Here is a 15,186-nt window from a genome sequence, read left to right as displayed (position 1 = left end):
CCGGTGAGCCGTGGCACTGACCCTGTTCTTCCAGGAATCCAACACCCGGGCTGCCTTCTTGTAGAAAGCCACCATTGATAGTCACTTAAAAAGTACCGCCCGATTGCGGGTGTCACTAATCGGAGGCGCGGGAAACCCCCGCAAAATGCCGTCTTTGTGGCGCGAGTCACATGATTGTTACGGCGTCGTGGCCAGTCTGGCCACGGCCGCGTCAATCCGCTCATCCGTGCCCGTCAGGGCGACACGCACAAACCCGTTGCCGGCCTCGCCGTAAAATACGCCCGGACCCACCACGATGCCCCGCTCAGCCAGCCGCGCCACCGTGTCCCAGGTGCTCTCTCCGGCGGTGGACCAAAGGTACAGTCCGGCGTCGGAATCCTTGATCTCCAGCCCGAAGCCCTGCAGCGCCGGCACCAGTCGCTCCCGGCGTCCGCGGTACAGGTTTTTCTGGGCCTGGACATGGATGTCATCGCCCAGCGCAACCCGCATTGCTTCCTGCACCGGGTAGGGGACGATCATGCCCGCATGCTTGCGGCTGTTGACGAGGTTAGCCATGATGGCCGGGTCACCGGCCACGAACGCGGCGCGGTAGCCTGCCACGTTGGACTGCTTGCTCAACGAGTACACAGCCAGGAGTCCCTCGTGGGACCCGCCGGAAACGCGATGATCCAGGATGCTGGGAACTGGCTCGCCGCCTCGCTGTGCGTCCCAGGCGCCCCACCCGAGCTCGGCGTAGCACTCGTCCGACGCCACCACGGCGCCCAGGTCGCGGGCGTGCGCCACAATGGCTTGGAGTGACTCAACACCCCTTACGCTTCCGGTGGGGTTGCCCGGAGAGTTCACCCAGATCAGCCGCACGCGGGAGCGTGTGCTCTGGTCCAACTCGTCGAGGTTGTCGGTAGCCACAGAAGTAACGCCGGCGAACGTAGCCCCGATGTCATAGGTGGGGTAAGCAACCTTGGGACGGACGACGACGTCGCCCGGTTTCAGCCCGAGCAGGAGCGGCAGCCACGCCACCAGTTCCTTGGAGCCCACGGTGGGCATGACGTTCTTAGGGGCCAGACCGGGGACGCCGCGGCGGCGCTCGAACCATGCCGCAATGGCTTCCCGCAATGGAACGGTGCCGTGAACGGTGGGGTATCCCGGCGCGTCCGCGGCGGCCTTGAGGGCAGTCTGGATCAGTGCGGGAGTAGGGTCTACGGGCGTGCCGATCGACAGGTTTACGGCCCCGCCGGGGTGCTCAGCTGCCTTGGCCAGGTACGGAGCCATGGCCTCCCACGGGTAGTCGGGCAGGCTCAGGCCAAAGCTGTTCACGGCTGCCGTCAACGCGCTGCCCGGCTCAGTGGTCTTGGTTCTGCAGCGGCAGGGCGGCGATCATCGGGTGGTCCTTGCCCGTGTTGCCCACCTTCGCGGCGCCACCGGGCGAGCCCAGGTCATCGAAGAATTCGACGTTGGCCTTGTAGTAGTCAGCCCACTCTTCAGGAGTGTCATCCTCGTAATAGATTGCCTCCACGGGGCAGACCGGTTCACAGGCACCACAGTCGACACACTCGTCGGGGTGGATGTACAAGGAACGCTCACCCTCATAGATGCAGTCAACGGGGCACTCCTCAATACATGCCTTGTCCTTGACATCTACACACGGCTGCGCGATTACGTACGTCACGTCCCTTGCCTCTCCACGATATTTCCCGGCAATGGCCGGCACTTGAATCCGGCACCGGCCGGACAATTGACTTCTGAGCTTATTATCTCCCAGCCCATCCACGCGAACCTAGCGGGCCGCCTTAGTATGAACTGGTGAGTCCCGCCCAGCCTACGCCCCGAGAATTTCTGGCCAGCGCCCCGCCCGGAACCCGGGTTGTCGTCCGTTACCGGATCGACGGCGGCCTGACCGACTCCCTGGGGCACCTGGTGGCCACTGACGACGGCGGCTGCACAGTCCGCACGCGGAAGGCCGACATCGTGATCCCCCTGGACCTCGTGGTGGCGGCCAAGGAAGTGCCGCCGGCGCCCGAGCGCCGCCCAGCCCGCGTCCGCAACTGACACTCCCCTGACACAAAAGAAACTGCCGGCACGACGGCGGGGTTCCCGCCTGCCGTACCGGCAGCTTCAGTGACGTGCTATTCAGGACTAGGCCTTGGCGCGTGCCCGGGTGGACTTGGCGCGTTCGCTGGCGTCCAGGATGAGCTTCCGGATACGGATGGACTCCGGGGTGACCTCGACGCACTCGTCTTCACGGGCGAATTCCAAGGATTCTTCCAGAGTCAAGTTGCGCGGCGGCGTCATGTTCTCGAAGGTGTCCGAGGACGCTGCACGCATGTTGGTGAGCTGCTTTTCCCTGGTGATGTTCACGTCCATGTCATCGGCGCGGGAGTTCTCGCCAACGATCATGCCTTCGTAGACCTCGAAGGTGGGCTGCACGAAGAATGACATGCGTTCCTGGAGCTTGATCATCGCGAACGGGGTGACCACGCCAGAGCGGTCAGCCACGATCGAACCGTTGGTGCGGTACTCGATGGGGCCGGCCCACGGCTCGTAGCCCTCGGCGATGGAGGAAGCAATGCCGGCACCGCGGGTGTCGGTGAGGAACTTGGTGCGGAAGCCGATCAGGCCACGGGCCGGAACGATGAACTCCATGCGGCACCAGCCGGTGCCGTGGTTGGCCATGTTGGTCATGCGGCCCTTGCGGGCTGCCATCAGCTGGGTGACGGCGCCGAGGTACTCTTCCGGCACGTCGATGGTCATGTGTTCCATCGGCTCGTGGATCTTGCCGTCGACGGTGCGGGTGACAACCTGCGGCTTGCCGACAGTCAGTTCGAAGCCTTCACGTCGCATCTGCTCAACCAGGATGGCCAGCGCCAGCTCGCCACGGCCCTGGACTTCCCAGGCGTCGGGACGCTCGGTGGGCAGAACCTTGATGGAGACGTTACCGATCAGTTCCTTGTCCAGGCGGTCCTTAACCTGGCGGGCCGTGACCTTGGCGCCCTTGACCCGGCCGGCCAGCGGCGAGGTGTTGATACCGATAGTCATGGAGATCGCGGGATCGTCCACGGTGATCAGCGGCAGCGGCTGCGGGTTGTCGACGTCGGTCAGGGTCTCACCAATGGTGATTTCCTCGATACCGGCAACGGCGACGATTTCGCCCGGACCTGCAGACTCGGTGGGAACACGGTCCAGTGCCTTGGTGGCCAGCAGTTCGGTGATCTTGACGTTCTTGAGCTCTCCGTTGGCGCGGGCCCAGGCAACGGTCTGGCCCTTGCGCAGGGTGCCGTTGTAGATGCGCAGCAACGCGAGACGGCCCAGGAACGGGGAGGCGTCCAGGTTGGTCACGTGTGCCTGGAGGACACCGTTCGGGTTGTACGTCGGGGCCGGGATGTGCTCGATGATGGTCTTGAACAGCGGCTCAAGGTCCTCGTTGTCCGGAGCGGAGCCGTCGGCGGGCTGGTCCAGGGAGGCGCGGCCCACCCTCGCTGCTGCGTAGACAACCGGAACTTCAAGGATCTTGTCCAGGTCCAGGTCCGGAACTTCGTCGGCGAGGTCCGAGGCGAGGCCCAGGAGGAGGTCCATCGACTCGTGGACAACTTCCTCGATCCGGGCGTCGGGGCGGTCCGTCTTGTTGACGAGGAGAATGACCGGCAGGTGCGCGGCCAGGGCCTTGCGCAGCACGAAGCGGGTCTGGGGCAGCGGGCCCTCGGATGCGTCAACGAGGAGCACAACGCCGTCCACCATGGAGAGGCCGCGCTCTACTTCGCCGCCGAAGTCGGCGTGGCCGGGGGTGTCGATGACGTTAATGGTGATGGTTTCACCGTTGGAAGACGGTCCGTTGTAGGCCACGGTGGTGTTCTTGGCCAGGATGGTGATGCCCTTTTCGCGTTCCAGGTCACCGGAGTCCATCACACGGTCTTCGAGGTGGTTGTGTTCGGCAAAGGAGTTGGTCTGCTTGAGCATGGCGTCGACCAGAGTGGTCTTGCCGTGGTCAACGTGGGCCACGATCGCGACGTTGCGGAGGTCACTGCGTGATGCAGTGGCTACCGCAGTGTTGGTGGTGGTTTCAGACATGCGTGATTGCTCGATTCAGTGGTGAAGTCAGCTGTTGTATCGCGACATTTCCAACCGGAACGCACGACGGATTAGCCCAATAACACAGGGCTCCTTCCCTCATTCTAAACGCTGAGCCTATTGTTGGCCTAAAAATTTCGGATCGGCCCAGTTTGTCCGGTAAGCAATTTCGGCGCGCCACGCCTCAAAGAGTGATCAAGCTCACTGGATATTTATGACTTGATGCCACATCATTGCTGTGATAGCCACAGCAAGCCCGGAGAACCCCTGATGCGAAAAGCCTCGGCTCTGACCCGCTTTGTCGCATCTGGAATCGCGGTAACCGCGCTCCTGGGCGGCTACGGACAGGCCCCAGCAGCCACAACGGATTCCGGCGCGCCGTCCCCGGTTCAGGCGGCCGCGGCCGGGGCTTACCAGGCCGGCCGCGGGGATCCGATCGGTTTGCCTGCCGGCTCTGTATACAGCAACCCGGCCAGCGGACGTGACGAAGTGGTGGTGCCGGACATGCGGCACACTGCCCTCCTGATCGGCGACTCCCAATCCGAACCTACTGACGGGTGGCCGCGGCTTGGCCTCGCCGCCGTTGGTTACAAGGTCCATTTCTGCGGGCTCGGCGGGACGGGATTCGTGGCGTCCAACGGCAAGACCGGCAACTACATCGACGCCTTGCAGCGCGGCGACTGGAAGCTGCCCTACGGGACGCCCGCCCTGATCGTCATCCAGGGCGGCGGCAACGACGCCGCGCGCGGCGCCACCGATGCCCAGATTGTGGCCAACGCCGACCGTCTGATCGCTGCACTGAAGGACCGCTATCCAGGCGCCAGGATGGCCATGATCGGCACCCTGGCCCGCGGCGCCAACTACGGCGGCGGGCGCAGGACCCAGGTGGATGCGCTTCTCGGTACTGTGGCGGCCCGGCACGGCCTTCCGTTTGTGGGCGTGGGCGACTGGCTGTCGAAATACAGCCTCACGAAAAACCTGGCAGATGCCGTCCACATGGATGCCGCAGGCCGCCGGTCACTGGGCGGCCTGCTTGAAACCAGGCTTCGGCAGCTGGGGCTCGAAGGCCCGGCGCTGGACGGCACAGTCCCGGCGACAGCTTCCGCGCTCACTCCTGCGGACTGAACATTCCCTGAGCGGACTGAGCGGAATCTCAAAAGCGACGGAGCCGGTGCCCTGAGGCACCGGCTCCATCTTTTTAACTCGGGATACTGCGGCCGGATCAGGCCACTTCGGGCGGAAGCATGAGCTTCGCACCGGGAATGGCGTTGAGCAGTGCCTTCGTGTACTCCTGCTGAGGGGACTCGAAGACATCGTCCGTGGAACCGGTCTCCACCAGCTTGCCCCTTTCCATGACACAGACGTGGTCGGCGATCTGCCGCACTACTGCCAGGTCATGGGTGATAAAGAGATAGGTCAGTCCGAGGTTGGCCTGCAGGTCCGCGAGCAGGTTAAGTACCTGCGCCTGGACCAGGACGTCCAGCGCGGATACGGCCTCGTCGCAGATGATCACCTCTGGATCCAGCGCCAGGGCACGGGCAATGGCAACACGCTGCCGCTGCCCGCCGGAGAGCTCGTTCGGGTACCGCTGCATGGCGGACTGCGGCAGTGCCACCTGGTCCAGCAGTTCCCGGACCTTCTTCTCTCGGCTGGCCGCGTCACCAATCTTGTGAACGCGCAACGGCTCCTCGATGGTGCGGAAGATGTTGTACATCGGGTCCAACGAGCCGTATGGATCCTGGAAGATGGGCTGCACGCGCCGCCTGAATTTGAAGAGTTCCGACGATTTCAGCAGCGAGGTGTCGACGCCGTCGAACAGGATCTTTCCCTCGGTAGGCCTTTCGAGCTGCAGCACCATCTTTGCGACGGTGGATTTGCCCGAACCCGACTCCCCCACGATAGCCGTGGTGGTACCCCTCTTAACATCGAAGCTCACCCCGTCAACGGCCGCGAAATCCGTCGTTTTCCCCAAGCCCTGGCGGAGCTTGTAGACCTTGCGCAGGTCCTGGATCTGCAGGACGTTATCTGCGGCAGTTGCCTCCGCAGCTGGAGCCAGCAGGTCTGACGCTTCGAGACCCTGCTCCCTGGCGACCTGGATCCTTCGGCTCGCCAGTGACGGCGCAGATTCAACCAGCCGCTTGGTGTACGGGTGCTGCGGGTTCTGGAGCAATGCCAGCGAAGGTCCGGCTTCCACCACCTGCCCCCGGTACATCACCACAACCTTGTCGGCCCGTTCTGCGGCCAGCCCCAGATCATGGGTGATCAGCAGGACTGCTGTACCCAGGTCGGCGGTCATGGTGTCCAGGTGATCCAGAATCTGCCGCTGGACCGTGACATCCAATGCCGACGTCGGCTCATCCGCAATCAGCAGGCGCGGCTGGCAGGACAACCCGATGGCAATGAGGGCACGCTGGCGCATACCGCCGGAAAACTCATGCGGGTACTGCTTGGCGCGCCGGTGGGCATCCGGCAGTCCTGCCTCGGACAGTACCTGGGCGACATCATCCGGGCCGCTGGGCCTGCCGTTGGCGCGGAGAGTCTCCTTGACCTGGTAGCCGATCTTCCAGACCGGGTTCAGGTTGGACATGGGGTCTTGCGGGACCATACCGATCGTATTGCCCCGCAGTTCGATCATCCGTTGCTCCGTGGCGTGGGCGATGTCCTCGCCGTGGAGCAGGATCTGGCCGGCGGAAACGCGGCCGTTGTTGGGCAACAGGCCGATGGCAGCGAGTGCCGTCGTCGACTTGCCTGAGCCAGACTCCCCCACGATCGCCACGGTTTCTCCGGGCATGATGGTCAGATGCGCATTGCGCACGGCCTGGACTTCACCGCTGCCGGTGGTGAAGGTGATTGCCAGGTCGCGAATTTCCAGCAGTGGCTTCACTCCCGCCGACCCGGCCTCATCGATGTGGATTTCTGGAGTAATCATCTCTTCCTTTCTCATCGCTGGCGGCTCTTCGGATCGAGGGCGTCACGGACAGCATCGCCGAGCATAATGAAGCTCAATACCGTGATGGACAGGGCCGCAGCCGGGTACAGAAGGATCTCCGGTTGGGTCCGAACAGAGGACTGTGCAGCGGCTCCAATGTCGTTACCCCAGGACATGATGCTCTGGGGCAGGCCAATGCCCAGGAAGGACAGCGTTGCCTCGGCCACGATGAAGACGCCCAGTTCGAGGGTGGCAAGGACGATAATCGGTGCCAGGGCGTTAGGCAGAACGTGGCGGACCAAGGCACCAAACTTTGAAACGCCCAGTGAACGGGCAGCCGTCACAAAGTCGGCATTGCGCACTTCAATGACCGCACCGCGGGTGATACGTGCCATCTGCGGCCAGGCCAGCAACGAAATCACAAACACGACGCTCCAAACGCCCCTGTTTTCGCGGAAGAAAGGCAACTGCGTGATCACCAGTGCGCCGAGGATCAGCGGCAAAGCGAAGAAAATATCGCCCAGGCGGGCAAGCACGGCATCGACCCAGCCACCGTAGTAGCCGGCAAGGGCACCAACGGTCACACCAATAACCAGGACGCAGAGCACGGAGAGCAGACCTACTGAAAGCGAAGCCTGGGTTCCATGGATGACCCGGGAGTAGATGTCGCAGCCCTGGAACGTGAAGCCAAACGGATGCCCGGCAGAGGGGCCGCCTTCCGAATTGGACAGTAAGCACCCGTCGTTCGGAGCGACGGAGGAGAAAAGGCCCGGGAAAAGTGCCACCACGGCAAGTGCCAGGATCAGCAGCGCCGAAATAATGAACAGCGGCCGACGGCGGAGCTTGCGCCAAGCGTCCGACCACAGACTCAGCGGTGCCTGGTCGGTCTTGACGGTGTCGGTTGCCAGCAACGGAGTTTCGTCGATGGGCGCCACAAAGTGGCTGTTATTACTGGTCATAACGGATCCTCGGGTCAAGCCAGGCATATAGGAGATCAACGAGCAGGTTGGCCACCACGAAGACCAACACAAGAACGCTGACAATGGCGACGATGGTGGGGCCCTCGCTGCGCAGGACGGCCTGGTAGAGCTTGTTGCCGACGCCGGGGACGTTGAAGATGCCCTCCGTCACGATCGCACCGCCCATAAGACCGCCGAGGTTGGCGCCAAGATAGGTCACCACCGGAATCAACGAGTTACGCAGGATGTGTGCGATGACCACCCGTGGCCGTGACAGGCCTTTGGCGGTAGCAGTCCGCACGTAATCGGCGTTCATGTTTTCGCTGACCGAGGCGCGGGTCAGGCGGAGAACATAGGCGAACGACACGAGGCCCAGGACCACTGCCGGAAGCAGCAGGCTGCCCCAGTCGGCATTGGCGCCGACGGTGGGTTTCGCCCACCCGAGTTGCACGCCAAAGACGAGTTGAAAGACAAAACCCAGAACAAAGGTTGGGACAGCGATGACAACCAGCGAAACTACCAGGACGGTGGAGTCAAACCAGCCTCCGCGGCGGAGACCTGCGAAGACGCCGAAGGCCACTCCGAAGATTGCCTGGATGGCCAGCGCTTCCACCGCAAGCATTGCCGTCACGGGGAAGACCCGCGCCAAGCTTGCCGCGATGGGCTGGCCGGTGAAGTCGTTGCCGAGGTTGAACGTGAAGAGGTTCTGCAGGAAGAGTCCGTACTGGACCCAGAATGGTTCGTCCAGGTGGTACTGGCTTCGCAGGGTATCGATGACTGCCTGCGGGGGCTGGCGGTCTCCGAAGAGCGCCGCAATGGGATCGCCGGGAAGGGCGAAGACCATGTAGTAAACCAAAAGCGTGGTGCCTATGAAGACAGGGATCACTTGTAGGAGGCGTCTCAGAATAAAGCGGACCACCGGATCACCAGCCTTCCGGATGCGAAGAAAGGTGTTTCATTTGTGCCTTCCTGCCGTGCAGGACAATGGGGGCCCGGCTTTGTGCCGGACCCCCATTCGCCTGGCGGCAAGTTAGATCCTGGAGACTACTTGGCCGTGATGTTGTAGTAGAGGATTCCGCCATTCCAGCCAGTTTCGGCCTTCAAAACGTTTTCGCTCCACACAATCGGCTTTGCCTGGTCCCAGAGCGGCAATCCGGGCAGGTCCTCGAAGAGGATCTCCTGGGCCTGGTTGAACTTGTCGTTGGCCGCATCGGTGGTCTTGGCGGCAAGTCCTTCCTGGAGCAGCTTGTCGAACTCGGGGTTCGAGTACTTCTCGTAGTTGGAGGATGCGCCCGTTGCCCAGACCGGTCCGAGGAAGTTGTAGAGCGACGGGTAGTCGCCCTGCCAGCCGGCGCGGCTCAGGCCCGGGAGGGACTGGGACTTGCGCAGGTTCAGTACTTCAGCGAACTTGGCGAAGGGCTGGATTTCGGCCTGGATGCCGAGGTTGTTCTTGAAGCCATTGGCTACGGCGTCAATCCATTCCTTGTTGCCACCATCAGTGTTGGAGGCAATCTGCAGCGGCTTGGATCCGTCGTACGGCTGGATCTTGTCAGCCTGGGCCCACAAGTCCTTGGCCTTGGCAGCGTCGAAAGTGAGGACTTCGCTGCCCTTGAGGTCTGCCTTGAATCCGTCGATGACCGGCGGGGCGAAGGCCTTGGCCGGGGTGCGGGTGCCGTTGAAGACTACCTTGGCGATCTCTTCGCGGTTGATGGCGTAGGACAGAGCCTGACGGCGCAGCTTGCCGGCTTCTCCCTGGAAGTTCGGGTTGTAGCCCGGGATGTTCAGGGTGGAGTTGGTGGCCACAGCCTTGGTGGCGTTGCGGTCCTGGAAGTCCGAGACGTATGTCTTCAGTGCGTTGGACGGCAGTACGTCGGTGACGTCCAGATTATTACCCTGAAGGTCCGTGTATGCGGGGCCCGGATCGGTGTAGAACTTGAAGGTCACTCCGCCGTTCTTCGCTTCGCGGGGACCACTGTAGTCGGCGTTCTTGACGAGCGAGATCGACTGGTCGTGTACCCAGGAGCCGGTCTTTTCGAACTTGTACGGACCGTTGCCTACCGGGTTTTCGCCGAAGGCCTTCGGATCCGCCAACGCTGCGGACGGCAGCGGGAAGAATGCTGAGTAGCCAAGGCGGAGCGACCAGTCAGCTTCCGGCTGTGCCAGCTTCACCGTGAGGGTCGAATCGTCTGTAGCTGTCAGACCCGACATCGTTTCGGCGGTAGGCGCCGGGGTGGTGGTCTTCTTGCCATCGGCCGCTGTTTCGGTGGTCACGGCAGAGACGTCTGCATAGCCAGCGATGGACTCAAAGAAGAATCCGTTGTTCTGCAGGTTCTTGGAGTTCGCGGCGAAGTTCCAGGAATCAACGAACGTCTTGGCAGTGATCGCTTCGCCGTTCGTGAACTTCTGGCCCTGCTTGACCTTGATGGTCCAGTTCTGGGCGTCAGGCGACTCAATGGACTCTGCCAGCGAGTTGACCGGCTTGCCGTTGGCGTCGTAGCTTCGAAGGCCTTCGAAGAGCAGCTCGACGACGCGGCCGCCGTAAACTTCGTTCGTGTTTGCCGGAAGCAACGGGTTCTGTGGTTCGTTGCTGTACGCGGTGATGACCTTGTTGGGATCACCGGCCGACTGGCTGGCACCGTCATTGCTGCCGCCTCCGGCGCCGCAGCCGGTCAGGGCAAGAGCGGCGATCGCCACCATGCCGAGTGCTTTGGAAGTGCGCGTGAAACGCATTCCGCCTCCTATGAGTTGTGGGAGATGTTTAGGGGAAATCTTTTGCTCCCCGGCAGGTCCGTCACAGGTTCTCACTGTGACGTGGCCTACATATACGAGTAGCCTAACCGCACAAAGTCCAAATACTGGTACTCCGTTGCCAAACCGTAACCAGTTAACCGCCAATAACTAGCCGGCACCCGGAACGTTGCGCAAGTCACATGCTACTCGCTGGTAAGGATGGCTGCGAATCGCGGGCGGGGCGGGCTCCCACAACGGCGACACGCCCCCAAGGACGTCCTATTTCAGGCGCCACTCCCACGCATTCCACCAGACGCCCAAAGGGCCGGAGCTGGGCTTGACACCCGTCACGCGGCTGCTGAAGGCGACAGTTCCCGTGGTCTGGTACAGCGGCAGGCCGTAGGCGCTTTCCCAGACGCGTTTGTCGATGTCAGCCAACAGTTCGTCCTGCTTCGCCAGGTCCGTGGTGCCAGCCAGCTGCTCCATGGCTTTGTCTGCATCGGCGTCGGAAAATCCGTTGAAGTTGCTGCCGCCACCGGTCTTGAAGATCTGCGGGACGCGACTCACGCCAACCCCGGGTCCGACGAAGCCGACGATGGCGGCGTCGTAGCTGCCGCCTCCGAGCGCTTTGGCCCAGTCCGAGCTGCCAAGGCCCGCGTCTTCAACCGTGAATCCGGCCAAGCGGGCGGAGTCGCGGATCAGGGAAAAGGCCCGCACGCGGTTGGGGTTGTCCTTGTTGTACAGGATGCGGACGGTAGGAGCAGCATCCCGCAATTGCGACCTGGCGCCTTTGATATCCACGTCGGCGTAGTCGGCCGAACCGTTGTCCTTCACGGCGTCCCGATATTTGGGCTGGGCTGGCAGGAAGACCTGTGAGTCCAGCGGTTTCGCGTCGGCGACAAATCCGCCCACCACGTCAGCCACGATCTTCTGCCGCGGAACGGTCTTCAGAAACGCTTCCCGGACGTCCTTGTCCGTGAACGGTCCCGAAAAGTTGAGATCGAGGTGGTCGTAACCGGACTGGCTGAAGCGCTGGACGGTATTGCCCTGCTCCGCCAGTCCGTCGAAGAGACTTTCGGTACCGGCAGAAGGCTGCGGGGCGATGATGTCCGCCTGTCCGTTCCTGAGGGCGGCAATGGCTGTGGAGGCGGCACCGGTGAACCGCACGGTGATGTCATCCAGATAGGGCTCCGGCCCCCACACATAGTCCCTGTTCCGGACCAGCCGGATGGAGGCGTCCGGAACGATGTCCCGGACGATGTACGGGCCGCTGGAAAGGTACATGGCAGGATCATCAGGAAGCTTTTTGGTGTCGAAGCCTGAATTCCAGAAGTCGCTGACCCGCTTCAGCGGGGTGTTGACCGCGGGCCGTTCGGTGACGCCCCTAGGCGAGTCCCTGATCAGGTCCACGAGGTCATCTTCGTCGTTAAGGCCGCTTTTGGCGGCGACAACATGGGCGGGGAGCCCGACGTCGAACGCTACTTCCCAATCAGCGTACGGGGAGGCGTATTCCAGCGTGATGGAACGCCCGTCACTCCCGATCTCCGGGAGTGCAGTGGCGCCCAAGCCGCTCTTGTCAGCCGCGGCCGAAAAGTACGTAGTGCCCGTCCCCAACCGGGGATCAGCGTCGTCGAAATAGCCCGAGCCGGCTGCCCAGGACAGGAGGAGGTCGCCGGTGTCGATGGCTTCGCCGTCGGACCATTTCACACCCTCGTTGACGGTGTACTTCACCTTCAGCGGCCTATCGGAGATCTTCTCGATCCGGCCGAATTGCTCGTTCCGGACCACCTTTTCGGTGTCATCCACATAGTAGAACCCGGAATGGGTGATGTAGCCGATCTTGGTGTTGATGTCCGTGTTTCCGGCGGCGCTGAACGGGTTGAAGGAGCTAAAGGCATTCGCCTCGGCCACGGTGGCATTGCCGCCACGGTTCGTTTCACCGACTACCACCGGGGGCGCCCCCCCGGAAGCAGAGCACCCCGAGATAACCAGCGCCGCAGCGACGGCCCCGGTGATGACCTGAATCAGATGCCTCAGGGGCATGCCGTCTCCTTTGCCTGTCCGGAATCAGACGTTGAAGCGGAACTCCACCACATCGCCGTCAGCCATCACGTACTCTTTGCCTTCAATACGTACCTTGCCACGGGACTTCGCTTCAGCCATGGACCCCGCCTCGATGAGGTCATGGAAGGACACCACTTCTGCCTTGATGAAGCCGCGCTGGAAATCGCTGTGGATGACGCCTGCTGCCTGCGGCGCGGTGTCGCCCTGGTGGATGGTCCAGGCGCGTGTTTCCTTCGGACCGGCCGTGAGGTAGGTCTGGAGGCCCAGGGTGTGGAAGCCGACGCGCGCCAGCTGGTCGAGGCCGGACTCGTCCTGGCCGTTCATTTCCAGCATTTCGCGGGCTTCCTCCTCGTCCAGCTCCACGAGGTCGGATTCGAGCTTCGCGTCCAGGAAGATGGCGTCCGCGGGGGCCACCATGGCCCGCAGCTCATCCTGCTTCTCCGGGCTGCCCAGGATGCCTTCGTCGGAGTTGAAGACGTAGATGAACGGCTTGGCGGTCAGGAGGCTGAGCTCCTTGAGGTTCTCCATCTCCAGCTTGTCGCTCTTGATCGAAGAGAAGACTGTGTCGCCGCGTTCCAGGACCGCCTGCGCAGCCTTGATGGCAGCCAGCTCGGCGGCTTCCCGCTTCTTGATCCTGACTTCTTTTTCGATCCGGGGAATCGCATTTTCAATGGTCTGAAGATCAGCCAGGATCAGCTCGGTGTTGATGGTTTCCATGTCGGAGCGGGGATCCACTTTGCCATCGACGTGGATGACGTCGGGATCATCAAACACCCGGACAACCTGGGCGATGGCCTCGGCCTCACGGATGTTGGCAAGGAACTTGTTGCCCAGGCCTTCGCCCTCAGACGCGCCCTTCACGATGCCGGCGATGTCCACAAAGGACACCGGAGCGGGAAGGAGTCGCTGCGAACCGAAGATGTCAGCCAGCTGCTGGAGCCGGGGATCGGGCAGGTTCACGACGCCGACATTAGGTTCGATGGTAGCGAACGGATAGTTCGCAGCCAGCACCTGGTTCCGGGTCAGTGCGTTGAAAAGAGTTGATTTGCCGACGTTGGGCAGTCCGACGATGCCAATAGTAAGAGCCACGAGCATTGATTCTACCGGTTGCCGGACACATGGGCCCCAGCCGGTCCCCCGCGGTGCCACACCTTGGTGGAACGGGTGGCCGAATATGTCGCTTCCGTAAATTGTCACAGGGTCATGCAACAGTGAGGATATGGATGCTGTAGCCGTGATTCTTGCCCTGTTAATGCTGCTGGTGGGTGCCGTCGCCGGCGCCGCCGCCACCTACTTCCCCTTACGCCGGCACAGTGGTGCCCTGGAGGACGACTTCGACGCCGTCTCGTCGCGGCTTTCCGAGGTCAGCGCCCAGTTCGCCGCAGCGGATGCGGAGCGCCGCCTCCTTTCCCTACAGAACCGGGAGCTGGGCGAGTCCCGCCACCAGGACGGCAGTGTGCTCCGCGCGCTGGCGCCGGTGGCGGAAAAGCTGACCGCCGTGCAGCAGCAGGTGGCCCTGCTGGAACGCGACCGCCTTGAACAGTACGGCCAGCTGGCGCAACAACTGCAGGAGGCCAGGCTCTCTGATGCCCAGCTGATCCGCTCCACGCACGCCCTCGAGTCCGCCCTGCGCTCCAACAGTGCGCGTGGGCAGTGGGGCGAAGTTCAATTGCGCCGAGTGGTTGAAGCGTCGGGCATGCTCAAGCACGTGGATTTCCTGGAGCAGGTCCACAGCGCCGGCACCGATTCAGCGGTCCGCCCCGACCTCGTGGTCCAGCTTCCGGGCCAGAAGCAACTGGTGGTTGACGCCAAAGTGCCGTTGTCCTCGTACCTGGAGGCCCAGGAGCTGGGTTCGCGTCAGGATTCAGGCATGGCCGGGAACCCCGGCAGCCAGCAATCCCTGCTTGCTGCCCATGCCAAGGCGCTGCGGGCCCACGTGGACTCGCTAAGTAACAAGAAGTATTGGGACATCCCGGGGAACTCCCCTGAGTTGGTGATCTGCTTCCTGCCGGCGGAATCCATCCTGGCTGCCGCCCTGACGGCCGACGCGACGCTGTTGGACCACGCGCTCTCCAAGAATGTGGTGCTCGCCTCCCCAAGCACGCTGCTCGCAGTACTCAAATCGGTGGCCTTCACGTGGCGCCAGGATGTGCTGACGGACAGTGCACGCGAACTCTTTGACCTCGCCCGTCAGCTGTACGAACGCATGGGAACACTCGGGGACAACGTGGGCAAGCTAGGTTCGTCACTCAAGTCTTCAGTGGACCGGTACAACGCCATGATCGGCACCCTGGAAGCGCGGATCCTGCCCACCGCACGGAAGCTCAATGCCATGGATGAATCAGGGCTGCTCACCCCGCCGGCACTCGAGGTCACGCCGCGCACGCTGGCGGCGCCGGAGTTTCAGCAGGACGAGGCCGCCGCCTGACGTTGCCGGAGACT

At 62.7% G+C, this 15,186-nt stretch carries 12 protein-coding genes; 3 read left to right on the top strand and 9 right to left on the bottom strand.

What is annotated here, in order from left to right; translation table 11 throughout:
* Positions 1 to 177: 177 nt before the first annotated feature.
* Both dapC and fdxA read right to left on the bottom strand, forming a co-directional pair.
* The gene (gene dapC / locus DAD99_RS14680; protein ID WP_193342105.1) at positions 178 to 1,326 is read right to left on the bottom strand and encodes a succinyldiaminopimelate transaminase; all 1,149 of its coding nucleotides are present in this window, start codon (positions 1,324 to 1,326) and stop codon (positions 178 to 180) included.
* A 13-nt stretch (positions 1,327 to 1,339) separates the two neighbouring features.
* Entirely contained in the window at positions 1,340 to 1,666 is a 327-nt protein-coding gene (gene fdxA, locus DAD99_RS14675) for a ferredoxin (protein WP_056344030.1), read from the bottom strand.
* 134 nt (positions 1,667 to 1,800) lie between these two features.
* Between fdxA and DAD99_RS14670 the strand changes: the two genes are divergently transcribed.
* Complete coding sequence (locus DAD99_RS14670; protein ID WP_309233283.1) at positions 1,801 to 2,046, top strand: hypothetical protein; 246 nt, start codon at positions 1,801 to 1,803, stop codon at positions 2,044 to 2,046.
* A gap of 87 nt (positions 2,047 to 2,133) precedes the next feature.
* Here the strand turns inward: DAD99_RS14670 and typA are convergent, their stop codons facing one another.
* Positions 2,134 to 4,062 (bottom strand): translational GTPase TypA, encoded by a 1,929-nt coding sequence (gene typA / locus DAD99_RS14665; protein ID WP_193342104.1) that lies wholly within the window; start codon positions 4,060 to 4,062, stop codon positions 2,134 to 2,136.
* A gap of 270 nt (positions 4,063 to 4,332) precedes the next feature.
* On the opposite strand from typA, the gene DAD99_RS14660 reads away from it, so the two are divergent.
* Positions 4,333 to 5,187, top strand: a complete 855-nt coding sequence (locus tag DAD99_RS14660; protein ID WP_193342103.1) for an SGNH/GDSL hydrolase family protein — start codon at positions 4,333 to 4,335, stop codon at positions 5,185 to 5,187.
* Between the two features lie 97 nt (positions 5,188 to 5,284).
* Here DAD99_RS14660 and DAD99_RS14655 read toward each other — a convergent pair whose 3' ends face one another.
* The 6 genes from DAD99_RS14655 to ychF form a co-directional block, all read right to left on the bottom strand.
* Positions 5,285 to 6,991, bottom strand: coding sequence for an ABC transporter ATP-binding protein (locus DAD99_RS14655; RefSeq protein ID WP_193342102.1), 1,707 nt, complete (start codon positions 6,989 to 6,991; stop codon positions 5,285 to 5,287).
* Between the two features lie 11 nt (positions 6,992 to 7,002).
* Positions 7,003 to 7,950: an ABC transporter permease gene (locus DAD99_RS14650; protein ID WP_185261118.1), complete on the bottom strand. Its 948-nt coding sequence runs from the start codon at positions 7,948 to 7,950 to the stop codon at positions 7,003 to 7,005.
* Positions 7,940 to 8,869: an ABC transporter permease gene (locus tag DAD99_RS14645; protein WP_185261119.1), complete on the bottom strand. Its 930-nt coding sequence runs from the start codon at positions 8,867 to 8,869 to the stop codon at positions 7,940 to 7,942. Before DAD99_RS14645 ends, DAD99_RS14650 begins: the two co-directional genes overlap by 11 nt.
* A 125-nt stretch (positions 8,870 to 8,994) precedes the next feature.
* The gene (locus tag DAD99_RS14640) at positions 8,995 to 10,680 is read right to left on the bottom strand and encodes an ABC transporter substrate-binding protein (RefSeq protein ID WP_193342101.1); all 1,686 of its coding nucleotides are present in this window, start codon (positions 10,678 to 10,680) and stop codon (positions 8,995 to 8,997) included.
* A gap of 279 nt (positions 10,681 to 10,959) precedes the next feature.
* Complete coding sequence (locus tag DAD99_RS14635) at positions 10,960 to 12,723, bottom strand: ABC transporter family substrate-binding protein (protein ID WP_193342100.1); 1,764 nt, start codon at positions 12,721 to 12,723, stop codon at positions 10,960 to 10,962.
* 24 nt (positions 12,724 to 12,747) lie between these two features.
* Entirely contained in the window at positions 12,748 to 13,833 is a 1,086-nt protein-coding gene (ychF, locus tag DAD99_RS14630; protein WP_193342099.1) for a redox-regulated ATPase YchF, read from the bottom strand.
* 130 nt (positions 13,834 to 13,963) lie between these two features.
* Between ychF and DAD99_RS14625 the strand changes: the two genes are divergently transcribed.
* Positions 13,964 to 15,172, top strand: coding sequence for a DNA recombination protein RmuC (locus DAD99_RS14625; protein WP_193342098.1), 1,209 nt, complete (start codon positions 13,964 to 13,966; stop codon positions 15,170 to 15,172).
* Positions 15,173 to 15,186 lie beyond the last annotated feature (14 nt).

Origin of the sequence: Pseudarthrobacter sp. AB1 (assembly GCF_014926485.1) — a bacterium.
Classification (GTDB): domain Bacteria; phylum Actinomycetota; class Actinomycetes; order Actinomycetales; family Micrococcaceae; genus Arthrobacter.
Note: the sequence above shows the minus strand (reverse complement) of the source record. Positions and strands in the feature narration are given on the sequence as shown.